Source organism: Microvirga sp. GN3 (genome assembly GCF_055792825.1).
Map to the genome: position 1 here is coordinate 122,804 of NZ_JBVVAK010000002.1, position 26,440 is coordinate 149,243.

Consider the following 26,440-nt stretch of genomic DNA (forward strand, 5'->3'; position numbering starts at 1 on the left):
TCACACCCTCTCCACGACACGACGCCCGAACAGGCCCTGAGGCGCTGCGAACAGGACGATGAGGATGACAAGGAAAGCAAAGGCATCCTTGTAGGTCGAGCTGATATAGCCTGCGCCGAACGCCTCCAGCAGACCGAGCAACAACCCGCCGACAACCGCACCGACCGGATTGCCCATACCACCCAGCATGGCGGCGGCAAAGCCCTTCAGCGCCAGCAGCGTCCCGACATCGTAGCTCGTCAGCGTGATCGGCGTCACCAGAATTCCGGCAACCGCACCGATAGCGGCCGAACCGCCAAAGGCCAGAGCCATGATCGTGGTCGTGTTGATGCCGACCAGACGCGCCGCAAGCCGGTTCGCTGCGGTGGCAAGAACTGCCTTGCCCACGATCGTGTGCTCAAGAAAGACGTAGAGCGCCAGCACGACGATTGCAGTCCCGCCGAGCACCCAGAAGCTCTGCGGCTGGACGGCTGCGCCCAAGATATCGATCGGGCTCTCGCCTGTGAAGGCAGGCAGCTTGTGAAACTGCTTGTCGAAGACGATGGCAGCGAGGCCGCGCAACAGGATCGATGCACCGATGGTGATGATGATGAGCGTCACGGCGGATGCACCGCGAGCAGGCTCGATGGCGAAGCGATGGAGCAGAAGGCCGATCGCGACGGCGGCGCAAATGGCAATGAGGGCGGCCAGTGGCAAGGGTATTCCGGCAGCCGACGCGAACACCGTCACCATGCCGCCAAGCATTACGAACTCGCCCTGCGCGAAGTTCACGACGCCCGAGGCATTGTAGATCAGGGTGAAGCCGAGTGCGACCAGCGCATAGACGGCTCCCACCGTCAGACCGGAAAAGAGGAACTGGAGGAACTCGGCCATGATGCTGTCCCGCGACCTTCAGGTTGCCGAACGGGAGGCCGACGAGCAGCCTCCCGTTCAATGGGTTGCAAGAAGAGATCAGCTTCCGGAGGCGACCAGGTTCCAGTCGCCGCCCTTGATCTCGAGCATGCGGAAGGCTGAAAGGTCGAGGCCAAGATGGTCGGTAGGCGACGTATTCACGATACCGCCCGTGCCGACAAAGCCCTTAGTCTTCTCGATCTCGTCGCGGATCTTCTGGGGATCGGTCGAGTTCGCGCGCTTCATGGCCTCGACCAGAATGAAGAGACCGTCATAGGCGTGACCGCCGAAGGTCGAGACCGGCTGCTTCGTGGCACTCTCGTAGGTCTGCTTGTATTCCGTCACGACCTTCTTCTGCGGATCGCTCTCCGGCAGCTTGTCGCCGACGAGGAGCGCCGCAGCCGGGAGCCGAACGCCTTCAGCCGCAGCACCGGCCAGATCGATGAAACTCTTCGAGGCCACGCCATGGCTCTGGTAGAACGGAATGTTCGTCATGCCGAGCTGGGCATAATTGCGGGTCACGATGGCCGGTCCCTGGCCGAAGCCCGGATTGACCACAGCCTGCACGCCGGCCGTGTTCTTGATTTTCGTGAGCTGGGCCGTCATGTCGCTGTCTCGTGGGCCATAATTCTCGTCAATCACGATTTGCATGCCGTAATTCGGAGCAACCTTGACGCATTGCGCACGCATGGAAGCACCGAAACCATCCGTGCCGGAAATCAGACCGATCTTGGTGAGGTTGCGTTTCTTCAGATCCTCGAAAATCTTCTCGCAGGCCATCTTGTCGGTATGCGGCGTCTTGAAGACGAACTTGCGCACCGGATCAATGACCTCGATGGCACCCGCGAGCGAAATGAACGGAACCTTCGCCTCTTCGAAGACGGGGATCATCGCCATCGTGCTTCCGGTGGTCGTTCCACCGACCATGGCGATCACCTCGTCGTCCTCGATGAGGCGGGTCGCGAAGGTGCGCGCCTTGTTGGCATCGCCGCCATCATCGTAGATCACCAGTTCGATCTTCTTGCCGGCAACGCCGCCAGCCGCATTGATCTTATCGACATAGATCCGCAGCGTCTTGTCCTCGGGCTCACCGAGGAAGGACGACGGTCCGGTGACCGAGAGAACCGATCCGATCTTGACGGTGTCCTGGGCAAGCGCGCCATGGGTGAGACCGAAGCCCATGACAGAGGCGACGAGCAGAGTTTTGAGAGTTGCCTTCGAGTTCATTTGTTTCCTCCGAGTGTCGTTGTCGTTTGTTGTTCTTATTGTTGCGCAAGGATCAGGCGGCCAGGAGCCTGCAGATCGTTGCGGGATGAGGGCAGTTGGGAAGGAAGGCGCAAAGCCGGCGTAGCTGCGCGCGCAGATCTCGCCGATCGTCGAAACATGCCATCCCGCGTTGCTCCCTGAAGGGCCGAGTGTTGGCTCATTGACGCTGTTTCTTCCATCAATATAATTGACCGGACGGTTGGTCAATAGTAAACAAGTCGCAAGACCATCCGCTTGCCATCAGCGAAAATTCGGGAGGGCCATGGTGGAGAACGATCTCATCATTACGGAGCGTCAAGAGGGCTATCGTGTCCTCACTCTCAACAGGCCCGACCGCCTGAACTCCTTCAATGAGGCTATGCATGCGGCCCTGATGTCGGCCCTCCTCGACGCAGAGGCGGACGACAGCTGCCGCGCTCTCTTTCTCACGGGTGCCGGGCGCGGCTTCTGTGCCGGTCAGGATCTGTCGGACCGGGTCTTCAGCCCTGGCCAGGTTCCGGACCTCTCCTCCACCCTGGAGCGTCTCTACAATCCTCTCGTCCGCAAGCTCCGTGCATTGCAGATGCCGGTCATTTGTGCTGTCAACGGCGTTGCGGCGGGGGCAGGTGCCAACATCGCGCTCGCCTGCGATATCGTCCTGGCGGCTCGCTCGGCCAAGTTCATCCAGGCCTTTGCGAAGCTCGGCCTCGTGCCGGACTCGGGAGGTACTTGGTTCCTGCCACGTCTTATCGGCCCGGCGCGCGCCCGTGCGCTCGCCCTGTTGGCCGAACCGGTTCCGGCGGAGCTGGCGGAAGCGTGGGGCATGATCTGGAAAGCGGTCGACGATGCCGCCCTGATGGATGAGGCTCATCGCCTTGCAGCCCATTTCGCGGTTCAACCCACCGTGGGCCTCGGGTTGATCAAGCAGGCGCTCGATGCCTCCGAGACGAACGATCTCGACCGGCAGCTCGATCTGGAACGCGATCTGCAGGGACAGGCAGGCCGCACGCCGGATTACCTGGAAGGCGTCACCGCCTTCTTCGAGAAGCGGCAGCCGAAGTTCTCCGGGAGGGCGTGATGGACGCACAATCGACCCGTCTGGAAAACGCGCCTCGCGAAATCGCCGAAGCATGCGCCGAAGCCATGTGGGCGGAGGATCAGGCGAGCCAGGGGCTCGGCATGGAGATCGTGCGCGTGTTGCCCGGCGAGGCCGTCATCTCCATGACGATCCGCGCCGACATGACGAACGGACATGGCATCTGCCATGGCGGCTTCATCTTCACGCTCGCCGATTCAGCCTTCGCTTTCGCCTGCAATACCTACAATCAACGCACGGTCGCGCAGCACTGCGCGGTGACGTTCCTGCAACCGGGACGCCTGGGGGACAAGCTCACGGCCCATGCGGTCGAGCGCAATCGCTCAGGACGGTCCGGCATCTATGACGTGACGATCCGCAATGGCAAGGGCGAAGTCATTGCCGAATTCCGTGGTCACTCGCGCACCATCGCCGGCACGCTTCTTGGCTCAGATACCCAATAAGAACGAACGAATGGGAGATTCCCTTGCTTCAGATCCCGCTTCGCAAGTTGTCCGAACTCAAACCTCAAGCAACCCAACTCGATCGTTTCGAACTGGCATCGCGGGACGAGCTTGCCGCCTGGCAGCGCGAGCGCCTCGCCTGGTCCTTGCGTCATTCCTATGAGAACGTGCCGCATTACAAGGCGAAGTTCGACGCGGCCGGCGTGCATCCGGATGACTTCAAGGATCTGAGCGATCTTTCCAAGTTTCCCTTCACCACTAAGGCCGACCTGCGGGACAATTATCCCTTCGGCATGTTCGCCGTTCCACAGAACCAGATCGCCCGCGTGCACGGCTCGTCGGGCACCACCGGCAAGCCGACGGTCGTGGGCTACACGAAACGCGACATCGACACCTGGGCCGACGTGGTCGCCCGCTCGATCCGCGCCAGCGGCGGGCGCCCGGGCATGAAGGTGCACGTGGCCTATGGCTATGGTCTCTTCACCGGCGGATTGGGCGCTCACTATGGTGCCGAGCGGCTCGGCTGTATGGTGATCCCCATGTCGGGCGGCATGACCGAGCGTCAGGTGCAACTGATCCAGGATTTCCAGCCCGACATCATCATGGTCACGCCGTCCTACATGCTGGCGATCCTCGACGAGTTTAAGAAACAGGGCCTCGATCCGCGCCAATCCTCGCTGAAGGTCGGGATCTTCGGCGCCGAGCCCTGGACGAACGCCATGCGGGCGGAAATCGAAGAGGCCTTCGACATCCATGCCGTCGACATCTACGGCCTCTCCGAGGTGATGGGGCCGGGCGTCGCCTGCGAATGCGTGGAAAGCAAGGATGGGCTTCACATCTGGGAAGATCATTTCTATCCCGAGGTGATCAACCCGGTGACGGGCGAAGTCCTGCCGGACGGCGAGGAAGGCGAACTCGTTTTCACGTCCCTGACCAAGGAAGCGATGCCTGTTATCCGCTACCGCACCCGAGACTTGACGCGCCTCCTCCCCGGCACGGCGCGAAGCATGCGCCGCATGGAGAAGATCACCGGCCGCACCGACGACATGATGATTGTCCGCGGCGTCAACGTCTTCCCGACTCAGATCGAGGAAAAGCTCCTCACGATCCCGGCCCTGTCGGGACATTACCAGATCATCCTGACCCGCGAAGGTCGGATGGACCAAGTGGAGATCCGGGCCGAGATCAGGCCGGATGCCGATTATCCCGAAACCCGAAAAGCGGCCGCCGAGCGCTTGAGCCAGGCAATTAAAGATACCATTGGCATCACGGCACAGGTAAATGTCCTCGATCCTGAAGGAATCGAGCGCTCACTCGGCAAGGCAAGACGCGTGATCGACCGCAGACCGAAAGAATAGAAGACACCCATGGCCCGCACCCGTGCCACCGATTATGACGACAAGCGCCGGGCGATCCTCGATCGCTCGGCTGAACTCTTTGCCGAGCATGGCTATGACCGTGCCTCGATGAGCAAGATCGCCGAAGCCTGCGGCGTCTCCAAGGCCAATCTTTATCACTACTACAGGGATAAGGAGGAACTGCTCTTCGACGTCATCCGCTTCCATCTCGAAGAACTGCTCGAGGTGGTGGAGGCGGCAGACCACCCGGATCTCTCCCCGGCAGCTCGCCTAAAGGCACTGGTCGCAGCCCTGCTGGAGGCCTACCGCGATGCCGATGCCCAGCACAATGTGCAGATCAATGGCATGCGTCTATTGCCGGCCGACCGCCAGGGCGAGCTCAAAGCAGTGGAGCGCGACCTGGTGCGGATCTTCTCGGATGCCGTGGCGGGCGTCGCGCCGCAACTCAAGGGAACCAAGCTGCTCAAGCCCGTGACCATGTCCCTCTTCGGCATGATCAATTGGCATTACCTCTGGTTCAAGAGCACCGGCGAGGTGACCCGCGCGGATTATGCCGAACTCGTTTCGCAGCTGATCATGGATGGAACCCGCAATCTTCATGCGGAACCCGCCCCGTCGCAACGCGTCAGCGCTGCGGAATAGGATTCCCTTTAGCGCTCAGCCGTCACTGCAAGGAGGCTTGCTCGCCGAGCCTGAGCGATGCTTGTCCCGGAACGCCAAGGCCAAAGCGCGAGAGCATCGGATGAACGAGACTCTGCCAGTGGGCGGTCAGCTCTTCCCTGCCCTTCCGACGCAATCCATACTTTCGATGCTGCGCGAAATGATCCGACGTGCTGCTGCCGAAGGTATCGGCCACGCGCGGATACCAATAATTGACTGAGGCCTGAGCGTCCGTCCTGTCGTGCCCCCTCTCCAACGCGGCCTGCAATCCATGCTCGCCAAGCGCGGCGTGACGCTTCTCGATGGGAAGAATCTCGACAAGGGTGTCGGCAAGAGGCTGATAGGAACCGCGCGTCAGCTCGTCGAGCTGCACCACGGTGGCCTGACCCATCAGGCAATTCATCACCACCGCGTCGACCCAGCCGTTGATCGGATAATGGAAGACGTTGAGGCGCATGTCGCCCTCTATGCGCCGTGTGCCGAGATTGACGCTGCGATCAAGGCGCGCCGCCCAGGGATGGGCACCGACATACTGCGCCGTATTGGCGCCGAACTGCTCCATCAGGTCGAGAACCTGCCGTGCATGATTGAACTTGTCGAAGACGATGCGGGTCGCAATGATCCGTTCCTTCAAGCCGGGCGCCAGATTGATGCAATCGGCGAAGCCCGAGGCGCCTGCCATCTCGGAATCGACGAAGATCGCCATCAGGCGCATGAGCTCGCCACGATAGCGAGGCGTGACGTTGTCCGGCGCGCTTAAGCGCCCGCCACCGGCCACGAAGTTGACGACGCTTTCTTCATCGACCATGGGAGCACCTTCCTGATTAGTTGCCTCATCACTTGTCGAAATCGACCAGGATCTTATCGCTCACCGGATAGCTCTGGCAGGTCAGGATATAGCCGCGCGCGATCTCGTAATCCTCGAGCGCGAAATTCGCATCCATGTCGACCTCGCCCTCGACCAGCATTGCGCGGCAGGTGGAGCAGACGCCGCCCTTGCAGGCATAGGGAAGCTCCAGCCCCTCATGCATGGCGGCATCGAGCACCGAGGCCGTGCCTTTCTCGAAGGACAGGGTGCGAGAGCGCCCGTCGATGACGATGGTGGCCTCGCACAGATTCTTATGGTCTTCCGCTGCTGTCCCCTCCGGCCTGCGCTGGCGGCGGCTCGGGGTCGAGGTGGCGAAGAGTTCGAACTTGATCTGCCGCTTGTCGAGCCCATGCTCTTCCAGGCTCTGGGCGACGCCCAGCATCATGTCCTGCGGCCCGCAGATGAATGCCGTGTCGATGGACGCCACATCGATCCAATGGTCGAGAAGCTGGTCGCACTTCTCCTTGCTCAGCCGTCCGTTGAACAGATCGATATCCTGCTGCTCGCGACTCAGAATATGGATGAGGCTGAAGCGGTCGAGATGCTCGTTCTTCAGATCTTCCAGCTCCTCGCGGAACATGATCGAGCTCGAGGCGCGGTTGCCGTAGAACAGGGTGAAGGACGATTGAGGCTCCGCGACGAGCGTCGTCTTGACGATGCTGAGCAGCGGCGTGATCCCGCTGCCGGCGGCAAAGCCCACGAAGTGCCGCTTGCGGGCCTGATCGAGCGGCACGAAGAAATTGCCCATGGGGGGCATGGCTTCGATCGTCTGCCCGGGCGACAATTGCTCGCTCGCCCAGTTCGAGAAGGAACCGCCTGCGATCTTCTTGATGCCGACCCGGAGCTTGCCGTCCGTCGGCGCCGCGCAGATGGAATAGGAGCGCCGCACCTCGTCGCCGTCGATCTGGGTGCGCAGGGTCAGATACTGGCCGGGCGAGAAATGGAACGCGTCCTTATGCTCCTCCGGCACATTGAGGGTGAGGACGATGGCGTCTCGGGTCTCGCGCCTCACATCGGCGACGGTGACGGGATAGAACCTGGTCATGGAGCGTCCGCTCGTTGTCAAATGCACTTGAAATAATCGAAGGGCTCGAGGCATGCGCGGCACTGGTACTGCGCCTTGCATGGGGTCGAGCCGAACTCGCTGATCCGGGCCGTGTCTTCCGAACCGCAGCGCGGGCAGGCGATCGTCAGAGGCTTGCGCAGGAAGCGGTCGAAGGGCGAAGGCCTGTCCGCCTTCTCGGCCGGCGGCGCGATGCCGTAGGCTTGGAGCCGCTGCCGCCCTTCTTCAGTGATCCAGTCCGTCGTCCAGGGCGGCGAGAGGCGCCGCTCGATCCGCAGGTTGTCGAGGCCTTTCGCCCGCAGCGCCATCTCAATATCGAACGCGATGACGCTGGTCGCGGGGCAGCCGGAATAGGTCGGCGTGATTGCGACGACAAGCTCGTCGCCGTCCCATCGCACATCGCGGACGATCCCGAGATCCGTCACCGAGACAGCCGGCACTTCCGGGTCAGGAACGTCTCCCAGCCAGGTCCTGATCTGATCCAGATCCGGCCGCGTCAGGCTGTCCGTCATGGCATCCCGCTCCTTACCACGTCGCGTTGGGATAGGCCCGCTGCAGGAACTGGAGATCGGCGAGAATATAGCCGAGATGCTCGGAATGGAGCCCCTGCTTGCCGCCCTTCTGCGCCCAGCCTGGCTGTTGCAGGCTCAAGGTCGCCTCCTCCGCCGTCGCGCGCACGAGGCCGAGCCACGGATCACGCAGCGCCGCAGGATCGGGACCCAGTCCCTCGCGGATGATCGCCGCGTCCACCGCATCGGCCTCGAACAGCTCGCCGGTATACACCCAGAGATCGTCGATCGCCGCCTGCATGCGGCGATGGCTCTCCTCTGTGCCGTCGCCGAGGCGCAGCACCCATTCCTGGCTCCGCTCCAGGTGATATGTGACTTCCTTGAGCGCCTTCGCGGCGATCTCCGCGATGCGGCTGTCCGTGGAGCCGGTGAGTTCGCGCAGCAGCAGATAGTGCCAGGCATCGAAATAGAACTGGCGTGCCATGGTCATGGCGAAATCGCCGTTCGGCTGCTCGACCAGAAGCACGTTGCGGAAGTCGCGCGCATCGCGCAGATAGGCGAGCTTGTCGGCATCCCGCCCCTTGCCTTCGACCTCGCCCGCAAGGTTCAGCCAGAGCTGCGTCTGGCCGATGAGGTCGAGGGCGACATTGGAGAGCGCCAGATCCTCCTCGAGCGCCGGAGAATGCCCGCACCATTCCGACAGGCGATGCCCCAGGATCAGCGCATTGTCGCCGAGGCGCAGAAGATAGTCGAAAAGCGCGTCCTTATCGGCCATCACATATGCCCCAGCTCTTCAGGGATGTCGTAGAAGGTCGGGTGGCGATAGACCTTGCTGTTGGCAGGATCGAAAAGCGGGCCCTTCTCGCTCGGCGAACTTGCCGAAATGTCGGACGCCCTTACGACCCAGATGCTCACGCCCTCGTTGCGCCGCGTATAGACATCGCGCGCATTCATGATCGCCATCTCGGCATCCGGCGCATGCAGGGAGCCGACATGCCGGTGAGACAGGCCGTGCTGGCTACGGATGAAGACCTCCCAGAGAGGCCATTCCTTCTTATCGGTCATCGATGCTCTCCCGCTCACGCCGCCTTGGCTTTCGCCTGTGCCGCCTTCTTCGCCGCATAGGCGTCCGCGGCATCGCGCACCCATTGGCCCTCTTCGTAGGCCTTGACCCGCGTGCGCAGGCGCTGGCGGTTGCAGGGGCCGTTGCCGGCGATCACCTGATAGAATTCGTCCCAGTTGATCTCGCCGAAATCGTAATGCCCACGCTCGGCATTCCACTTGAGATCCGGATCGGGAACGGTGAGGCCGAGATACTCGGCCTGTGGCACCGTCTGATCGACGAATTTCTGACGCAACTCATCATTGGAATTGATCTTGATCTTCCAGCGCATGGACTGCGCGCTGTGGACCGATTCCGCATCGGACGGCCCGAACATCATCAGCGACGGCCACCACCAGCGGTTCAGCGCATCCTGCGCCATCTGCTTCTGCTCGGGCGTGCCCTGGGCAAGCTTGGTCAGTGCGTCATAACCCTGACGCTGATGAAAGCTTTCTTCTTTGCAGATGCGGATCATGGCGCGGGAATAGGGGCCATAGGAGCAACGCTGCAGCGGCACCTGGTTCATGATCGCGGCACCGTCCACGAGCCAGCCGATGGCGCCGATATCGGCCCAGGTCAACGTCGGGTAATTGAAGATGCTCGAATACTTGGCCTTGCCGCTGTTGAGCTGCTCCATGAGTTCGTCGCGGCTCACGCCCAGCGTCTCGGCGGCGCAGTAGAGATAAAGGCCGTGACCGGCCTCGTCCTGCACCTTGGCGAGCAGGATGGCCTTGCGCTCGAGGGTGGGGGCACGTGTGATCCAGTTGCCCTCCGGCTGCATGCCGATGATTTCGGAATGGGCATGCTGGGAGATCTGCCGGATCAGGGTCTTGCGATAGGCCTCCGGCATCCACTCCTTGGGCTCGATCTTGATGTCGGCATCGACACGGTCCTGGAAGGCGCGCTCCTCCGGAGACATCTCCTCCTTGGACTGGAGGTGCTCGACGCCCGTTTTCACCATCTGTGCGTACACGGCGCTTCTCCCTGCCTTCTTAAAAATCTGTTCTGTCGCCTCGGCCGGGCGCTCATTTTCCGCCGAAAGACCAAGCCTGACCGGGGGGGCATCTCGCATCGCCCTGCGATCACTGATTCAACGCGGATCGGGCACTCGTCGCCTCAAGCGCGCGCAAAATCCCTCGCAGGCCATGGCGCTGATCTCAATATGTCACAAAAATTTTTCTTTTCAACATTTTTTGTAACACATCTTTTCAGATGACCTGCCGCGGAGCCAAAGGGCGGACCGCCGCGAACCTCTGCCCGAAATCTCGGTCGACTGCAGGCAAGCCCCCCCGATCGTTCTGGGCATAGGCGTCGAGCCATCGCTCAGCAGCCGGAAGCAGGGTCTTGTAGATCGCACCGCACAGATCTCGCGCAGCGGTCCCAGCCCAGGGCTTCGGTAGAAGCTGAGCGGGCAGCAGCGGGTCCTTCAGAACCGCCCGGCGATAATCGTGGATCAGGAGGATCCGAACCAGGAGCGCATGGAGATCCGTGAACGAGGCGCCCCGCTCCAGCGCCGCGAGCGTCTCAGAATAAGTATTGATGAAGCACCTGTACCGACCTTCGATCTCTGCCAGGGGCCAGGCGCGCTCGGCCAGGCGCCGGGCGGTCGGCAGGTCGGCGGGCGATCCGGACAGCCGCAGGAAAGCACCTTCCCTGGCCGCAGCAGCCGGCGCGATCAGGAGGTCCGGGCCGAGAGAGCCATAGCCCGCCCCCGAGAGTTCGCTCCGAAGGGGACCTCGCTCCTGGCCGTTGTCGAGAAGGAGGAGATCGAACGTGCCGTGCCAATCCTGCGGCGGCTCGGCATAGATCCGCAGAGTTGCCAGGGCAAAGGCCTCCTGCCCCTGTTCCGTGAGCCGGTAATAGCTGTTGCGTCCCACCTTCCAGCGCTCGAACCAGCCCTCCGAGACGAGACGGGACAGGGCGGTCCTGACGAGAGTGTCGCTGATGCGGAAGGCGCGCATGATGTCGTGCAGAGAACTCAACGACAGCACCCCGCCTCGGGGTAGGACCGCGTCGCCGAACACCGTCACGATCAACGAACCCGCCCGGATCGGCGTCCGCTCGTGGAATGCGTCCAGGAGAGTTTCGACAAACGCGGCCATTCAGCTCACTCCGGTTGCTCCAAGCCCCGGACCTCATCGATCCACGAGCCATGCCTAATCTCGTCTATCCACGCCCGACTGCAACTGTCGAGCCTTGACGCCCGGCGGGGCGTCTCCCAAAATTCCTTGACTAACCGGCCGGTCGGTTAATAATACAGGCAGGATAGCAGCATCGCCAATGCGGCTGCGCGGATCATCCCAAGGTGCCCCATGAGACTTGAAAGCTTCGTTCGCGGAAGTTGGATCTCGCCCGGCCAGGACCTGGCCCAGATCTGCAGTGCCGTCACCGGCGACGTGGTTGCCGAAGTGGCGAGCGGCGGTCTCGACATGGGCGGGGTGCTCGCTTACGCCCGGCAGGTCGGCGGCCCCGCCTTGCGTCGGCTGACCTTCCATCAGCGCGCTGAGATGCTGAAACGTCTTGCCATTCATCTGTCAGAGCGCAAGGACCAGCTCTACAAGCTCTCGTACCAGACCGGGACTACCCGCACGGACAACTTCATCGACGTGGATGGCGGCATCGGCACGCTTTTCGTCTATGCCTCCAAGGGCCGGCGCGAGCTGCCCAACACTACCTTCCTTCTGGATGGAAATGTCGAATCCCTTTCGAAGGGCGGCAGTTTCGTCGGCCAGCATGTGATGACGCCGTTGCATGGCGTCGCCGTTCACATCAACGCATTCAACTTCCCCTGCTGGGGCATGCTCGAAAAGCTCGCGCCGGCGATCCTGGCCGGCGTGCCGGTGATGACGAAGCCCGCCACGATCACCTCCTATGTGGCACATGCGCTCGTGCGCATGATCGCGGAATCCCGCATCCTCCCCGATGGCGCACTCCAGTGCATCGTCGGTTCCACGGGCGATCTGTTCGATCACCTGACCTGCCAGGATGTCGTATCCTTCACCGGCTCGGCCGACACGGCTCAGAAGCTGCAGCGGCATCCGGTCATCGCCCGTGAATCCGTGCGCTTCGTCGCCGAGCGCGACTCCCTGAATTCGGCGATCCTTGCACCTGACGCCGGACCGGGCACGCCGGAATTCGACCTCTTCATCAAGGAGGTCGCGAAGGAGATGACAGTCAAGGCCGGGCAGAAATGCACGGCGATCCGGCGCGCCATTGCCCCCAGCGCCCATGTATCTGCCGTGATCGAGGCTTTGGATGAGCGGCTCTCCAAGATCAAGGTCGGCAACCCGGAGCTCGAGAGCGTCCGCATGGGGCCCGTCGTCGGCCTCGGCCAGCGCCGCGATGTGCTAGCGCAGGTGGCGAAGCTGCGGGGCGAAGCGGACATCGTTGTGGGCGATCCCGATAATTTTGCGGTCGAAGGCGCGGACCGCGAGCGCGGCGCCTTCCTTCCCCCTCTCCTGCTGCATTGCCCGGACCCGATCCGCGCCACCAACGTGCACAGCGTCGAGGCTTTCGGGCCCGTCTGCACGGTGATGGGCTATGACGGGCTCGATCAGGCCGTGGCCCTGGCCAATCGCGGCGACGGCAGTCTCGTCGCCTCCCTCTATACCTACGATCCCGCCACGGCGGCCGACCTCGTCTTCGGCGTCGGCGCTTTCCACGGGCGCCTCGTGCTGATCGACCGCGACTGCGCCAAGGAGCAGACCGGGCACGGCTCGCCGATGCCGCACATGGTTCATGGCGGGCCCGGACGCGCCGGCGGCGGCGAAGAACTCGGCGGCATCCGCGGCGTGCACCACTACATGCAGCGCACAGCCCTGCAGGGCTCGCCCGCGATGCTCTCCCGCGTGACGCAAAGCTGGATCAAGGGCGCTCCGACCATCGAAGAGGGACGACACCCCTTCCGCTACTATTTCGAGGATCTCGCCATCGGCCAGACTTTCGTCTCGAAGGAGCGCACGATCACCCTCGAGGATATCGAGCATTTCGCGGAATTCACCGGCGACACCTTCTATGCGCATATGAGCGAGGAGGCGACGAAGAACCATCCGTTCTTCCCCGGCCGCGTCGCCCATGGCTATCTGCTCCTGTCCTTCGCAGCAGGCTTGTTTGTCGATCCGGATCTCGGACCGGTGCTTGCCAATTACGGTCTCGATTCCTTACGGTTCATCAAACCCGTACAGCCGGGCGAGACCATCAAGGTCCGGCTGACGGCCAAATCCAAATCGCCGCGCAACGAGCAATACGGCGAGGTACGTTGGGACGTGGAGATCATGACGGACAAGGGTGAAACGGTCGCGACCTATGAGCTCCTCACGATGAACGCGGTGCGCCCATGACGGCGGCAGTCACACCTGATGGGACAGAACCTGTCAGGCTGGTCCAGACGACTCCTATCGCCCTGATTGAGATCGACAATCCTCCGGTCAATGCCACGTCGCAGGCGGTCAGAGCGGGATTGCTCGCAGCAATTCAGGAGGTCGACCGCAATTCGCAGATCAAAGCTGTCGTGATTGCCTGCGCCGGTCGTACCTTCGTGGCGGGAGCGGACATTCGCGAATTCGGTCAGACTCCTCGGGAGCCTCATCTGCCCGATGTGATCAACGCCGTCGAGGCCTGCTCCAAGCCGGTCGTGGCGGCGGTTCACGGCACGGCTCTCGGCGGCGGCTGCGAGATTGCGCTGGCATGCCATGCCCGTGTGGCCGTGCCTGACGCGAGTTTTGGCATGCCGGAGGTCAAACTCGGGCTGGTTCCGGGAGCCGGAGGCACGCAGCGTTTGCCTCGGCTTGTCGGCTTGGAAGCTGCCCTCGATCTCGTGACGAGCGGAAGAACCGTGAAGGCGGCGGAAGCTCTGCGCCTCGGCCTCATTGACCGCCTCTCCTCCGGCGATCTGCGTCAGGATGCGGTGGAACTCGCGCGAGAACTGATCGGCCAGCCGCTGCGCCGCACCGGTGAGCAGACTGTGACCGATATGGAGGCCCAGGCTGCCGCTGCAAAAGTCGCGGACATCCGCAAGAAGGCCCGAGGCGCCGAGGCGCCCGGCAAGGCTGCGGAACTTGTCCTGCTGTCTGCTACTCTGCCGCTGAGCGACGGCATGGCACGGGAGCGTGAGACGTTCCTCGCATTGCGTTCGTCCGAGCAGTCGGCCGCCCTGCGCCATGCCTTCTTTGCCGAGCGGGAAGTCACACGCCTTCCGGGGCTCGACTCAGTTGAGCCGCGTCCCGTCCAGAAGGTCGGGATCGTTGGTGCCGGAACGATGGGCTCCGGCATCGCCATTGCCTTTGCCGATGCAGGCTTCGACGTCAAAGTGGTCGAGACGAGCAAACAGGCCCTCGCAGCCGGGCAGGCGCGGATCGCGGACGTTTACGACAAGCAGGTTGCGAGCGGCCGGCTCACAGCTGCGGCAAGGGACGAACGCCTGCAGGCCGTTAGTTATGCGGTCGGGACGGATGCCCTGTCGGATCGCGATCTCGTCATCGAGGCGGTGTTCGAGGATCTGGAGGTCAAGCGGGCGCTGTTCCGCGATCTCGATGCGATCCTGAAGCCCGGCGCAATCCTGGCAACGAATACCAGCTACCTTGACATCAACCTGATAGCCGACGCCACATCGCGGCCGGTCGATGTGGTGGGGCTGCACTTCTTCAGCCCCGCCAACATCATGAAACTCCTCGAGATCGTGCGCACCGATACGACGGCCGACGATGTCGTCGCCACGGGCCTGAGCCTCGCCAAGCGTCTGCGCAAGATTCCGGTCGTCTGCCGCGTCTGCGACGGCTTCGTCGGCAACCGCATCCTGTCGCGCTATCGCCAGCAGGCGGAGTATCTGCTCGAGGAAGGCGCTCTGCCGCATGAGGTCGATGCGGCTCTCGAAGCCTTCGGATTCCCGATGGGGCCGTTTGCCGTATCGGATCTCGCGGGCCTCGACATCGCCTGGGCTCGCCGCAAGCGTCTGGCGCCGACCCGCGATCCGCGCGAGCGCTATGTCGACATTGCCGACCACCTTTGCGAAGCAGGCCGCTTCGGGCGCAAGACCGGAGCCGGCTGGTATCGCTATGAGGGCGGCAAGCGAGAGATCGATCCCCTCGTCACCGCGCTCGTGGAGGAATCCTCGCAGCGGCGCGGGCTGACACGGCGCTCGATTTCGGCAGACGAGATCCAGTCGCGCATCCGGGCCGCCATCGTCAACGAAGCCTGCAAGATCCTCGACGAGCGCATCGTCGAGCGTCCGCTCGATGTCGATGTGGTGATGATGCACGGCTATGGCTATCCGGCCTGGCGCGGCGGGCCGCTGTTCGAGGCGGACCGCGTGGGACTGCAATCCATTCTCGATCAGGCGAGGGAGCGGGCCGAACGGGACGGTCCCGGCTGGGAGGTCGCCGACGGCCTCGCCAGCCGCGCGGCCTCGAACGCGAAGTTCTATCCGTAAACCCGCGCCTCAAGAGCGCGGAATGAACGATAAAAGCCAATGATGGGGGGATCATTCATGTTCGACAGAGCAACCGCCGAGGAGATGATCACGGGCGTCTTCGCGCCCTGGGTGCAGGAGCTCAACCTCTCAATCGAGAGCCTCAGTAATGAAGGCGCCGTCCTGCGCATGCGATTTTCTGAAAAGCTCTGTCGCGACAATGGCGTGATCTGCGGCCAGGCGCTCATGAGCCTTGCCGATACGGCGATGGTGTTCGCGGCCTCCTCTGCCGGAGGCGCCTATCGCCCCATGACGACGGTGGACCAGACCATGCATTTCCTGCGTCCCGCGGCCAATGCCGATGTGCTGGCGGAGGCAAAGGTCGTTCGCCTCGGACGGACCATGGCGTTCGGGAGCGTGACGCTCACCACCGACAGCGATACGCGCCCCGTGGCGATGGCACAGCTTGCCTATGCTCTGTTGCCGGAGAGCAAATAGCGTCTCGCCTACCGCTCAGAGACTGGTTCATAAAAGCTGTACACTGTCTTCCTCTTCCTTTGCAGGGAAGAGATGGCTCGACTGAGTGAGACCTTCTCGTCATGGCCGGGCTTGTCTCGGCCATCCCGATGCTGTGAAGCACCGCTCTTTTCCAATCGGGATCACCGGCACAAGGCCGGTGATGACGTGTAGAGGCGGCTTGTGTCTTGAATCAAATGCAGCGTTCTAACTTTCCGCCCCCACCCTTCATCCCTCCCCATAAGGGGGAGGGAAACACGCGTTTCGTTGTCCATAAGCCAACCTCTCAGAACGGCAGCGCCACACTGGTCTTGATCTCCTTCAGGACCACGTTGGTGCGGACATAGCGGATGCCGGGCAGTCGGAACATGAACTCGTCCAGGAACTCGTTGTAGGCCTTCATGTCGCGCACCACGACGCGCAGGTGATAATCGGCATCGCCGGTGGTCGCGAAGCACTCCATGACCTCGGCGCGCGCCGTGACACGAGAAACGAACTCGTCGACGAATTTCGCATCGTGCCGCTCGAGCGATACATGCAAGATGGCGGAGGTCGCAAACCCCGCCTTCTCCCGGTCCACGAGGGCCGAATAACCCACGATCACGCCCGATTCCTCGAGTGCGCGCACGCGCCGCCAGCAGGCCGAGGTGGACATGCCCACATCCTCCGCCAGTTGCTGGTTCGTGGTGCGCCCCTCCTTCTGAAGCTGCGCCAGAATGTGCTCGTCCTGCTTCTCCAGCATGACACCCTCTATGGTATTTTCTACCATTTATAGGTCCTACTCGCAGAATATCTACCGGAAAGCGCCTTTGAAGGGGAATGAATAGAAAGCACCTACCAGCAGTTCAGGATTATTCTAGAGAAGCCGGCAAAGTGGCGCTTCTCGTTCCGGGATCAGGCTCATGGACCACGCTTCCTCACTCGATTCCTATCGGCTCGCCGACCGATACAGCCGTGAAAAAGGCAGGGTCTTTCTGACAGGCACACAGGCCCTCGTCCGCATCGTGCTCGATCAGGCCAAGCGGGACAAAGAAACAGGGCTCGATACGGCAGGCTTCGTGTCCGGCTATCGGGGATCGCCGCTCGGCGGCGTCGATCTCGAACTCTGGCGTGTGAAGGATCAGCTGAAAGAGCACCGGATCGAGTTCCTGCCCGCCGTCAACGAGGATCTCGCCGCCACGGCGGTTCTCGGCTCGCAGCAGGTGGAGACCAATCCCGAAAGGCAGGTCCAGGGCGTGTTCGGCCTCTGGTACGGCAAAGGGCCCGGCATCGACCGCTCGGGCGATGCGCTCAAGCACGGCAACGCCTATGGCTCGTCGCCCCATGGCGGCGTGCTGGTGATCGCCGGCGACGATCATGGCTGCGTATCCTCGTCGATGCCGCATCAATCCGACGTCGCCTTCATGAGTTGGTTCATGCCGACGCTCCATCCGGCAAGCGTCAGCGAATATCTCGAGTTCGGCGAATACGGTTATGCGCTGAGCCGCTTCTCCGGCATGTGGGTCGGCTTCAAGGCGGTCTCGGAGATCGTCGAATCCGGCGTCTCCGTCGAGTTGCATCCTCCCCGACAGTTCCGGGAACCCGACTTCACGCCTCCGCCCGGCGGCCTGCATTATCGCTGGCCGGATCTGCCGGGGCCTCAGATCGAAGAGCGCATGGAGGCGAAGAAGCATGCGGTCTATGCCTTCGCCAAGGCCAACCCCATCGACCGCCGCATCTACGATATTCCGCAAGCGACCTATGGCATCGTGACCGCCGGCAAGGCCCATCTCGATCTGATGGAAGCGCTGCGGCTGATCGGGCTCGATGAGGCCGCATGCCGCGCGCGCGGGATCGACATCTACAAGGTCGGCATGGTGTGGCCGCTCGCCCTGCACGATGCGCTGGAGTTCGTGAAGGGCAAGCGCGAGATCCTTGTGGTCGAGGAAAAGCGCGGCATCATCGAGAGCCAGTTCAAGGAATACTTTTACGATTATCCGGGCTCGAAGCCGGAGCGCATGGTCGGCAAGCATGACGAGACCGGCGAACGGCTCATCCCGTGGACGGGCGAGCTCTCGCCACGTTTCCTTGCCGGCGTTCTCGCAAGGCGCCTCGATCCGATCTTTCCCGATCTCGACCTGACACAGCGTGCGGCGGCGCTCACGCCAGACGCAGAGCGCGTGATCGCCGTGCCGGGCGCAACGCGCACGCCCTATTTCTGCTCCGGTTGTCCGCACAACACCTCGACGAAGGTGCCGGAAGGCTCGAAGGCGCTGGCCGGCATCGGCTGTCACTTCATGGCGAGCTGGATGGATCGCGAGACCTCGTCGCTGATCCAGATGGGAGGCGAGGGCGTCAACTGGGCCGCATCATCGAAATTCACAGGCCAGGGGCATATCTTCCAGAATCTCGGCGAGGGCACCTATTACCATTCCGGCTCCATGGCGATCCGGCAGGCCATCGCGGCAGGCGCCAACATCACCTACAAGATCCTGTTCAACGATGCAGTCGCCATGACCGGCGGCCAGCCGGTGGACGGTCCGGTGAGCGTCTACGCCATTGCGCACAGCGTTCGCGCCGAAGGCGTGTCGCGCATCGCACTGGTGTCGGACCATCCTGAAAAATTCATCCCGGCGGACCTCCCGAAAGGCGTGACGATTCATCCGCGCGAGGACCTCGATGCGGTGCAGAAGGAGCTGCGCGACATCACCGGCGTCACGGTGCTGATCTACGAGCAGGCCTGCGCCACGGAAAAGCGTCGCCGCCGCAAGCGCGGCCAGATGGAGGACCCGAAGCGCTTCGCCTATATCAATGACCTCGTCTGCGAAGGCTGCGGCGATTGTTCGGTGGCGTCCAATTGCCTGAGCGTCGAGCCGAAAGAGACGCCGTTCGGCCGCAAGCGCAAGATCAACCTCTCCACCTGCAACAAGGATTTTTCCTGCCTCGAAGGCTTCTGCCCCAGCTTCGTCACGGTGGAAGGCGCCACCCGCCGGGCCAAGACCACGACGGGTTTCGACGCTGCTGCGCGGGCCGCGACGCTACCATCCCCTGCCCTGCCCGCTCTCGACAAGCCATTCGATCTGCTGGTGACCGGCGTCGGCGGTACCGGTGTCGTCACCATCGGCGCGCTCATCAGCATGGCGGCGCATCTGGAAGGACGCGGCGTGTCGGTGCTGGATTTCACCGGTTTCGCACAAAAATTCGGCCCCGTGCTGAGCTATATCCGGCTTGCAGCGAACCCCGACGCGCTTCATCAGGTCCGCATCGACCAGGGTGCCGCCGATGCACTGATCGGCTGCGATCTCGTCGTCAGCTCCTCGCCCAAGGCGTCGGGCACCTATCGCCATGGCGCGCGGGCCGTGGTGAATACGGCGGAGATGCCGACTGGCGACGTGGTGCGTTTCCGCGATGCGGATCTCGCCAGCCGCACGCGCCTGCGCGCCATCGAGCGGGTGATCGGAACTGGGAACATGGCGACGCTCGATGCCAACGCGCTTGCCGAGACGCTGCTCGGCGACACCGTCTATGCCAACGTGATGATGCTCGGCTTTGCATGGCAGCAGGGGCTCGTGCCGGTTTCACTCGCAGCCCTGTCGCGCGCCATCGAACTCAACGGGGTCACCGTCGAGCGCAACAAGCAGGCCTTCGCCTGGGGCCGGCTGCTCAGCGCCGATCCTGACGTCGTGCACCGGGCGGCCGGCGACAAACCGGACGAGATCGAGACGCTCGATCAGGTGATCGCGCGGCGGGTCGCGTTCCTCACCGATTATCAGAATGCTGCCTATGCCGCTCGATTTGCGGCCATGGTGGCGCGCGTCCGCAAGGCGGAAAGCGCGCTCGGGTCCGAGACGCTGACCGACGCCGTGGCGCGCGCTCTCTTCAAGCTCATGGCCTACAAGGACGAATACGAGGTCGCGCGCCTTCACATGGAAACCGGCTTCCTCGATGAGCTGCAGCAGAAATTCGAGGGCGACTTCACGGTACATTACCATCTGGCGCCGCCGCTTCTGCCCTCGAAGCTCGATGCCCGCGGCCGCCCGAGGAAGCACAGCTTCGGTCCCTGGATCCAGACCCCGATGTCCGTTCTCGCCAAGCTGAAGATGCTGCGCGGCACGCCGTTCGACATCTTCGGCTACACGGCCGAGCGGCGCACGGAACGGGCCCTGATCGGCTGGTACGAGAATCAGATCGACAGGATTCTCGGCAATCTCGATCAACAGCGCTTCACCGACCTGCTCGCCATTGCCAAAGCCCCGATGGACATTCGCGGCTACGGCCCGGTCAAGGACGCCGCCATTCATCAGGTGCAGTCGCATGTCGAGCGCCTGTGGGAGCGTCTGGCCGCGGAGCCCGTGATGATGGACAACCGCGAGCCGCAGCAGCTTCGCGCGTGATGGCCACCTCTCCCCACCATCACCGGCCTTGTGCCGGTCATGACGTGGGAGAGGAGGCAACAGTGTCATTCCCGGTCGGAGCGCAGCGGAGGGGAAGGGAATCCATCGCGCTACGCCTGATCGTGAATCCCCTTCCCTCGCTTCGCTCGCCGGGGATGACACGCGGGTCTGTTCTCTGAATGACTTGGCTTTAAGATTCCTGAGTCATGCTGCCTTGCGGCGTTGTCGCCATGACCTTGACAAGGGCCGCCACCAGATCGTCCGGGCGAATGGGTTTGTGAAGAAAGTCGGTGTTGGGCGGCAGATCGCCCGGGCCGGGGCCGGTTTTGCCGGAGATCACGAGCACCCCCACCTCCGGCCATCCCTGCCGGACGAGACGCGCAAACTCGAATCCGTCCATGGAGCCTGGCATGTTCACGTCCGTGAGCACGGCCGAGATGTCGGGGCGCGTCTTCAGCAGATCGAAGGCCTCGTCGGCATCCTGTGCCTCGACGACCCAGAACTCGGCCTCCCGCAGGATATCGACCTGGGTGAGACGAACGAGGGGTTCGTCTTCGACCAGGAGGACCACCGGCTGCTTGAGGATCCTACGGTGCGGCTTCATGCAGCAGAAACGGGCCTGCCCCGATCCAGTTCCCATCGGTCGCACAGGCGTGAGCCGTCCAAAGGCTCGCGCCGTGACAGGAATCTTGTCAGGGACGGCGAGCCCTGACCGCGAGCTGTTTGATGCGATCCACGATATCCTGTGACGGATAGGGCTTCTTCAACTGGGGCCGGCTTCGCAGAAACGGAAAGTGCCTTTTGAAAACAGGATCCGGCTCTGACGGAGCCAGATCCTGCTCACCGCTCAGGTTCAAGCGGCGCGGACATTCTGGAGGAAGCCATCGACCTCCTTGCTCAAGGCATGCGAGTTGGATGCCAGCTCGCCGGCCGCGGCCAGAACCTGGGACGCGGCCGAACCGGCATGGGTTGCGGCCCCCTGAACCTGGACGATGCTCTCGCTCACATCCTGCGTACCCCTTGCCGCTTCGCTGACATTCCGCGCGATCTCCTGCGTGGCAGCCTGCTGCTCCTCGACGGCCGCGGCAACGCTGGTCGCAACCTGATGCACCTCTTCGATGGTCAGACCGATATCACGGATGGCCTCGACCGCGTCCTTCGTCGATTGCTGGATCTGATGAATGTGGGAACTGATATCCTCGGTCGCGCGCGAAGTCTGGTTTGCAAGTTCCTTGACTTCCGCGGCCACGACGGCGAAGCCCTTGCCGGCCTCGCCTGCTCTGGCAGCTTCGATCGTGGCATTGAGCGCGAGAAGATTGGTCTGGCTCGCGATCGTGTTGATCAGGGCGACGACCTCGCCGATCTTCTGCGCACCATCGGCCAGCGTTTCCACGAGTTCGTTGGTCTTGCGCGCATTCTGCACGGCTCTCGCCGCGGCAATGGACGTCTGCGAAACCTGCGAACCGATCTCGTTGGAGGAAGCCGCGAGTTGCTCCGCAGCTGCCGCGACGGCCTGAACGTTGCTCGAGGTCTCCTCCGCCGCGGCCGCCACCGAGTTCGATTGCTGGTTGGTCTGCTGAGCGGTCACGGCCATCGAGCGGGCTGTTGCTTCCATCTGCTGGGCAGCCACTGAAAGATGCTGAACGAGACCGCCGACGCTACCCTCGAAGCTCTGGGCCAGCGTCATCATCTCGATCCTGCGTCGCTCGGCAGCCTGCTTCTCGGCTTCGGTCTGCGCATGTCGCAGATGTTCCGCCTCCTGCATGGCGCCGGCGAACACCTGGGTCGCCTTCCAGATATCGCCGACCTCATCCTTGCCGGCTTTCGCCTGCGGCAGGTTGTAGTCACCCGCGGCGAGCTTCTGAATGGCTTCGGTCACGCGTTTCAGCGGCTGCGCGATCTGGCGATGACCAACGAGCCAGCCGATCAGAAGCGCAATGAGAGTACCCGCCAGCGCAATCGAGATGAGCAGCATCAGGCGCTGGTCATACAATTCGGTTGCTCGCCGATCGACAGCAGCGATCTCCTCGCTTCCCCGCTTGGTCAGGGCATCGATGCTGGCCTGGAAGGCTTTCCGGTTGGCGCGGTTGGCGTCGTTGTTGCCCTGCGCATTGGCGGCCACGGGCGAGACATCGGTGCCCAGGCGAACCGTCTCGGAACGGAACTTCTTGAACTCCGCGGCATCCTTGACCACGGCGTCGAACAGCGCCTTGCTGTCGTCCGGGACGATCGGTTCCCATTCTTTCAGGAGACCATCGATGTCCTTCAGCGTCGCAAGAAGCCCGTCGCCGAACTTACGTGCTTCGGTGGTATCCTTCGAGGCATAGATGCCCCTGGCTTCCATGACGACATGGGTGACCAGCCGATTGAGACGCTCTCCATAGAGAGCGCCGGTCGCCGCGAGCCTGACATCCTCGACAGCCTGGTTGTAGGTTTGCAGCGTGCTGATGCCGACCGCAGCCGTCATGACGGCGACAACGCTCAACGCCGCGACGAGCGCAAAAATTTTCGTTCTAATCTTCATTATCAACCCCGAAGCACCAAAGCCACCGCGCAACATCCATGAATGGCATTTCAGGATATCGCGCGGATGCTTGTGTGAGGCTTGTCTTATCCTTCAGGTGGATACGGCCAAGTTTCTCCAGATCAGGTGACGGATTGTTAAGTATAAACCCATAGGAATGATTGCACGTGATTCTCAACGTGGCGGTTTCCATGGGCATTCGGTTCGACAAGGTTTTGGAGCAGGTGGCCAGGGCCGGAAACGTCAAGGGCCCGGTCTCCACGGCCGAACAACGAGAGCGCAAGGTTCAACGCATCGAAGAATCCATCCGCGCCCGCGAGGCGGTGGGCGACCGGATCGTGATGTGCTTGGGCTTGGCCCTCACCCTCTCGGCCATTGCCCTGCCGGTCTATGCCCTGCATTTCAGCGATAGCTATACCTATCTCACGTCGGCCGTGACCGACACGACCATCGGCAGAGCCGTCCCGGCGAACGCGACGCGCTCCGTCGATCTGAGCCCCGCGACAACGGGTTCGCTGACCAAGAAGGACGCGGAACTGGCAGGGCGCACGGGAAGCACGGCAGCGCAGAGCATCGACAGAAGAGCGCAGTTCCAGCGCTACGTCGTCCATCGGGCGACAGGCGGATCCGCTCTGATCGAAGGTCCCGAAGGCCTCTGGTGGGTCACGCCCGGAATGACGCTGCCGGGAATCGGCCAGGTCATCTCCATTGAGCGTTCCGATGCCGGCTGGGTGGTGCTGACCACCGAGACCATGATCACCCAATCACCGGCTGCGCGAGTGTCGAGCTAAGAGCGCAAGGGCACAATCTCAATGCCCCGCATGATGCCTTCGCGCCGTCTTGAGCGACGCTGAAATCGGGCTTTGTCCTACAGTCTCATGGCTTATTTCGTCGCCGTCACCATCGGTGCCGTCTGGTTTCCAAGCCAGACCCAGTCTGCACTGTCGGTCCCTTCCCGCTTCACATAGCGATAGCCTGTCTGCTGCCAGGGCAGGACGGCATTGCGCTTGTTGTCGAGAATGTAATCGCCGCGATCCGTTCTCGCCATGAGCACGGCATGCCCGGCTCCAAGCTCGTCGATGACCACCGTCATGCGCAGGGCTCGTTGTGGCAGGCCCGCTTCGGTGAGACGACGGCGCTTCAGCAACTGGATGTCCTCGCAATCGCCGAGTCCATCATCCGGATAATCCCAACGATCCGCGACCCCCCAATGATCCTGATCCGTTACCGGCAGGATCTCTTTGTTCACCCGCTCGTTCACATCGACGATGGTTTTCCAGATCTCCCGATCGAGAACGATCGTGTCGGGTTCGGAAAGGTTGTGAGCGCATTCCTGAGGTTGCTGCGTGCAGAACTCGACCCAGGCCGGGGTCGGCCCAGCCGCTCCAACCGAGAACAGAGCATCGCCGTGCACGGGCATTGCGGATTGAGAAAATGCAAGAGCCGAACCGGCTCCGACCATGACGGACAGGACAACAGCGCCGAGGCCGGCCGAAGTGAGAATGCGATTGAGGCGTTTACTCCGCCCCCCTAAAATCTCGAAAGTAATCCCGCACATGCCCCGCACCTGTTCAGCATTATTCTTTTCAATAAAGCTGTCAGCAGCGGAAGCTCAGCGCAAGCAGGAACTCGTCGCAAGGTCACGAACGACCTGACACTGTTGACTTCCAGCAACAGAGCAAGCAACCAGTTCCGAAGACCTATTTGAATGAAGAGGAAAGATCAGTGCCGAGCGTTTCCAAATAAATTCGGCCTATTCGTCTCCCGATCGGTGTCCGGACTCGGTGAAATGGTCACTCCAATGAGCGATCGGGATCTCACTCTCTAACTTCAATCATGATCGGCGCATGTCAATTCAGCGCCTCGACCCATGGGGGCATCGTTTCGTTCAGTATCGGCTCTGTGCCATGCTGCGACTTCTGGCCCAATGCTTCGTTCTCTTCGAAGAGATCATGAGCCGCATGACAGGCATTCCAATAAGCCCGACCAGGGATGCAGCGACGACCGGCACGAGAATGACAGCCATGGAACTCTCCTCATCATTTAGAGGTACTCCTTTGTATGGCATCGCAAGCTTGCCCGAACCTGACGAAGTGCTTTTACAGCGTCATCGCGCGGGCTCGAGGTTTACTACGTTCATAGGAACGGCTTCAGCTCATCTGAATCAGGCATATATTGTTGAAACAAAGACCATTGAGAGTTCCTTGGGAGATCTGCTTGAGAACGCTCTTCGTAACGCTCGCAGTGGCCATCGGCGCCGGCGGCTGTGTGCCGATCGCCCAGGAAACGGTCGCCCTGTCGTGTTCGGACTATATCGGCAAGCCCATTTCCGCGCGCATCGCCGCCTGGGGACCACCTCGAACGGTCTATCGGATCGACCCAATCCAGGTCGGCTACATCTTCGAAAGCAAGCAGACTACCTTCATTGGCGGCGAGCCCTTTTACACGGTGAATTACTTGATCGGCGCCGACAAGCACCGCACACCGGTCCGCAAGGTCACGACAACCTGCAGCGGCGTCTTCGTCGTAAGAGCGCCGTCCGATGCAATACCCGCCAACGAGCGGATCGTCGTCGACGTCGTTTCAAAATAGCGGGTTATGAGCCGCCGAGCCTGAGCTTGGTGATGCTCATCATCAGGTCCACGCTGAACCCCTGCTGCACCGACGACTGATCGAAGAGCGTCAGAACTGGCGCAGCCATGGTCGTGCTGGCATTGTTGATATCCCACATGGCGCTGAAGCGCTGAATGAGCTTGTCGACCTTCTTTGGATCCTGTAGATCCTTTACATTCAGATGCTTCTCAAGGTTTCTCACCTGGATATCGAGATCAGCCCTTGAAGCCGATTCCGGAATACCAAACGTAGTCTGTACGAACTTGAGCAAGGCTTTATCGGCTAGAATGCCCATCGTCTTCGTGACTGACGAAGCTTTCCGCTTGAAATACATGGCAAGCTGAACGCCCTGGTTCTGCTCTCCCTCTTTCGTTTCGAGCGTCAACTGGACATATTTTTCAACCGCCTCTGTCGTGGCGCTCGCGGCGGATGTCGCGGCAGCCCCCTTCCCGACGAAATCGAAGGCCTTGGCAAACTCCTTGTAGAGTGGATTCGTCATCTTGTTCGCCATGCTTGTCGAACTCGAGACGCCCTCTTGGAGCAGTTTCTTGATGAGGCCTTTGCCGAAAGCCATGTCCTCAAGCCCATAGGCCTTCATGGCGAACTTGAAGATCCGGTCGTTCTTGATGAATTCATCAATCGTTTTGATGTTCTTGATGTTGGCTTGATAGTACCCGATCTCCCGCTTCGTCGCAGGATCCTTCTCGATCAGGGCCTTGGTCCGGGCGAGATTGTTCGAAATGATCTGGTAACGTGCCGATGTGCTGATCATG

The 26,440-nt window shown here is 62.0% G+C and carries 25 protein-coding genes; 10 read left to right on the plus strand and 15 right to left on the minus strand.

Features of this window, described 5'->3' with window-relative positions; genetic code table 11:
• Positions 1–873 carry a branched-chain amino acid ABC transporter permease gene (locus ACS5Q1_RS01615; RefSeq protein ID WP_473096557.1) on the minus strand — a complete coding sequence of 291 codons (873 nt, stop codon included), beginning with the start codon at positions 871–873 and terminating at the stop codon, positions 1–3.
• A gap of 78 nt (positions 874–951) precedes the next feature.
• Positions 952–2,118: an ABC transporter substrate-binding protein gene (locus tag ACS5Q1_RS01620; protein WP_473096558.1), complete on the minus strand. Its 1,167-nt coding sequence runs from the start codon at positions 2,116–2,118 to the stop codon at positions 952–954.
• A gap of 301 nt (positions 2,119–2,419) precedes the next feature.
• On the opposite strand from ACS5Q1_RS01620, the gene paaG reads away from it, so the two are divergent.
• The 4 genes from paaG to ACS5Q1_RS01640 are packed head-to-tail and all read left to right on the plus strand — an operon-like array spanning position 2,420 to position 5,675.
• A complete protein-coding gene (gene paaG, locus ACS5Q1_RS01625) occupies positions 2,420–3,214 on the plus strand; it encodes a 2-(1,2-epoxy-1,2-dihydrophenyl)acetyl-CoA isomerase PaaG (protein ID WP_473096559.1) in 795 nt (264 codons plus the stop codon).
• Complete coding sequence (paaI, locus tag ACS5Q1_RS01630; RefSeq protein ID WP_473096560.1) at positions 3,214–3,675, plus strand: hydroxyphenylacetyl-CoA thioesterase PaaI; 462 nt, start codon at positions 3,214–3,216, stop codon at positions 3,673–3,675. Before paaG ends, paaI begins: the two co-directional genes overlap by 1 nt.
• Positions 3,676–3,698: 23 nt before the next feature.
• Positions 3,699–5,033, plus strand: coding sequence for a phenylacetate--CoA ligase PaaK (gene paaK / locus ACS5Q1_RS01635; protein ID WP_473096561.1), 1,335 nt, complete (start codon positions 3,699–3,701; stop codon positions 5,031–5,033).
• Between the two features lie 9 nt (positions 5,034–5,042).
• A complete protein-coding gene (locus ACS5Q1_RS01640; protein WP_203442421.1) occupies positions 5,043–5,675 on the plus strand; it encodes a TetR/AcrR family transcriptional regulator in 633 nt (210 codons plus the stop codon).
• 22 nt (positions 5,676–5,697) lie between these two features.
• Here the strand turns inward: ACS5Q1_RS01640 and ACS5Q1_RS01645 are convergent, their stop codons facing one another.
• From ACS5Q1_RS01645 to ACS5Q1_RS01675, 7 genes are all read right to left on the minus strand, one after another.
• Complete coding sequence (locus ACS5Q1_RS01645) at positions 5,698–6,501, minus strand: Phenylacetic acid catabolic protein (protein WP_473096562.1); 804 nt, start codon at positions 6,499–6,501, stop codon at positions 5,698–5,700.
• A gap of 28 nt (positions 6,502–6,529) precedes the next feature.
• Complete coding sequence (gene paaE, locus ACS5Q1_RS01650; RefSeq protein ID WP_473096563.1) at positions 6,530–7,606, minus strand: 1,2-phenylacetyl-CoA epoxidase subunit PaaE; 1,077 nt, start codon at positions 7,604–7,606, stop codon at positions 6,530–6,532.
• A gap of 17 nt (positions 7,607–7,623) precedes the next feature.
• On the minus strand, positions 7,624–8,136 hold the full coding sequence (paaD, locus tag ACS5Q1_RS01655; RefSeq protein ID WP_473096564.1) for a 1,2-phenylacetyl-CoA epoxidase subunit PaaD: 513 nt from the start codon (positions 8,134–8,136) through the stop codon (positions 7,624–7,626).
• 13 nt (positions 8,137–8,149) lie between these two features.
• Entirely contained in the window at positions 8,150–8,908 is a 759-nt protein-coding gene (gene paaC / locus ACS5Q1_RS01660) for a 1,2-phenylacetyl-CoA epoxidase subunit PaaC (protein WP_473096565.1), read from the minus strand.
• Positions 8,908–9,198: a 1,2-phenylacetyl-CoA epoxidase subunit PaaB gene (gene paaB, locus ACS5Q1_RS01665; protein WP_201829897.1), complete on the minus strand. Its 291-nt coding sequence runs from the start codon at positions 9,196–9,198 to the stop codon at positions 8,908–8,910. The genes paaC and paaB overlap by 1 nt, the downstream gene beginning before the upstream one ends.
• Before the next feature lie 14 nt (positions 9,199–9,212).
• On the minus strand, positions 9,213–10,208 hold the full coding sequence (gene paaA, locus ACS5Q1_RS01670; protein ID WP_203442416.1) for a 1,2-phenylacetyl-CoA epoxidase subunit PaaA: 996 nt from the start codon (positions 10,206–10,208) through the stop codon (positions 9,213–9,215).
• 235 nt (positions 10,209–10,443) lie between these two features.
• The gene (locus ACS5Q1_RS01675; RefSeq protein ID WP_473096566.1) at positions 10,444–11,337 is read right to left on the minus strand and encodes a PaaX family transcriptional regulator; all 894 of its coding nucleotides are present in this window, start codon (positions 11,335–11,337) and stop codon (positions 10,444–10,446) included.
• 210 nt (positions 11,338–11,547) lie between these two features.
• Between ACS5Q1_RS01675 and paaZ the strand changes: the two genes are divergently transcribed.
• Genes paaZ through ACS5Q1_RS01690 form a run of 3 tightly spaced genes read left to right on the plus strand, consistent with a single transcriptional unit; the run spans position 11,548 to position 16,139 of the window.
• Positions 11,548–13,575 (plus strand): phenylacetic acid degradation bifunctional protein PaaZ, encoded by a 2,028-nt coding sequence (gene paaZ, locus ACS5Q1_RS01680; protein ID WP_473096567.1) that lies wholly within the window; start codon positions 11,548–11,550, stop codon positions 13,573–13,575.
• Positions 13,572–15,662: a 3-hydroxyacyl-CoA dehydrogenase NAD-binding domain-containing protein gene (locus tag ACS5Q1_RS01685; RefSeq protein WP_473096568.1), complete on the plus strand. Its 2,091-nt coding sequence runs from the start codon at positions 13,572–13,574 to the stop codon at positions 15,660–15,662. The genes paaZ and ACS5Q1_RS01685 overlap by 4 nt, the downstream gene beginning before the upstream one ends.
• A 57-nt stretch (positions 15,663–15,719) precedes the next feature.
• Positions 15,720–16,139, plus strand: a complete 420-nt coding sequence (locus ACS5Q1_RS01690) for a PaaI family thioesterase (RefSeq protein ID WP_473096569.1) — start codon at positions 15,720–15,722, stop codon at positions 16,137–16,139.
• 304 nt (positions 16,140–16,443) lie between these two features.
• On the opposite strand, the gene ACS5Q1_RS01695 is transcribed toward ACS5Q1_RS01690, so the two are convergent.
• A complete protein-coding gene (locus ACS5Q1_RS01695) occupies positions 16,444–16,899 on the minus strand; it encodes an Lrp/AsnC family transcriptional regulator (protein ID WP_473096636.1) in 456 nt (151 codons plus the stop codon).
• 160 nt (positions 16,900–17,059) lie between these two features.
• On the opposite strand from ACS5Q1_RS01695, the gene ACS5Q1_RS01700 reads away from it, so the two are divergent.
• Positions 17,060–20,530 (plus strand): indolepyruvate ferredoxin oxidoreductase family protein, encoded by a 3,471-nt coding sequence (locus tag ACS5Q1_RS01700; RefSeq protein WP_473096570.1) that lies wholly within the window; start codon positions 17,060–17,062, stop codon positions 20,528–20,530.
• Between the two features lie 190 nt (positions 20,531–20,720).
• Here the strand turns inward: ACS5Q1_RS01700 and ACS5Q1_RS01705 are convergent, their stop codons facing one another.
• Both ACS5Q1_RS01705 and ACS5Q1_RS01710 read right to left on the minus strand, forming a co-directional pair.
• Complete coding sequence (locus tag ACS5Q1_RS01705) at positions 20,721–21,134, minus strand: response regulator (RefSeq protein WP_473096571.1); 414 nt, start codon at positions 21,132–21,134, stop codon at positions 20,721–20,723.
• A 249-nt stretch (positions 21,135–21,383) separates the two neighbouring features.
• Complete coding sequence (locus tag ACS5Q1_RS01710; RefSeq protein ID WP_473096572.1) at positions 21,384–23,054, minus strand: methyl-accepting chemotaxis protein; 1,671 nt, start codon at positions 23,052–23,054, stop codon at positions 21,384–21,386.
• Between the two features lie 167 nt (positions 23,055–23,221).
• Here ACS5Q1_RS01710 and ACS5Q1_RS01715 point away from each other — a divergent pair, with 167 nt between their 5' ends.
• A complete protein-coding gene (locus tag ACS5Q1_RS01715; RefSeq protein ID WP_473096574.1) occupies positions 23,222–23,845 on the plus strand; it encodes a hypothetical protein in 624 nt (207 codons plus the stop codon).
• A gap of 92 nt (positions 23,846–23,937) precedes the next feature.
• On the opposite strand, the gene ACS5Q1_RS01720 is transcribed toward ACS5Q1_RS01715, so the two are convergent.
• Both ACS5Q1_RS01720 and ACS5Q1_RS01725 read right to left on the minus strand, forming a co-directional pair.
• On the minus strand, positions 23,938–24,612 hold the full coding sequence (locus tag ACS5Q1_RS01720) for a transglutaminase-like cysteine peptidase (RefSeq protein ID WP_473096575.1): 675 nt from the start codon (positions 24,610–24,612) through the stop codon (positions 23,938–23,940).
• 330 nt (positions 24,613–24,942) lie between these two features.
• A complete protein-coding gene (locus ACS5Q1_RS01725; protein WP_473096576.1) occupies positions 24,943–25,080 on the minus strand; it encodes a hypothetical protein in 138 nt (45 codons plus the stop codon).
• A 191-nt stretch (positions 25,081–25,271) separates the two neighbouring features.
• On the opposite strand from ACS5Q1_RS01725, the gene ACS5Q1_RS01730 reads away from it, so the two are divergent.
• Entirely contained in the window at positions 25,272–25,646 is a 375-nt protein-coding gene (locus tag ACS5Q1_RS01730; RefSeq protein WP_473096577.1) for a hypothetical protein, read from the plus strand.
• Between the two features lie 4 nt (positions 25,647–25,650).
• Here the strand turns inward: ACS5Q1_RS01730 and ACS5Q1_RS01735 are convergent, their stop codons facing one another.
• Positions 25,651–26,439: a DUF1217 domain-containing protein gene (locus tag ACS5Q1_RS01735; RefSeq protein ID WP_473096578.1), complete on the minus strand. Its 789-nt coding sequence runs from the start codon at positions 26,437–26,439 to the stop codon at positions 25,651–25,653.
• Position 26,440: the final 1 nt, after the last annotated feature.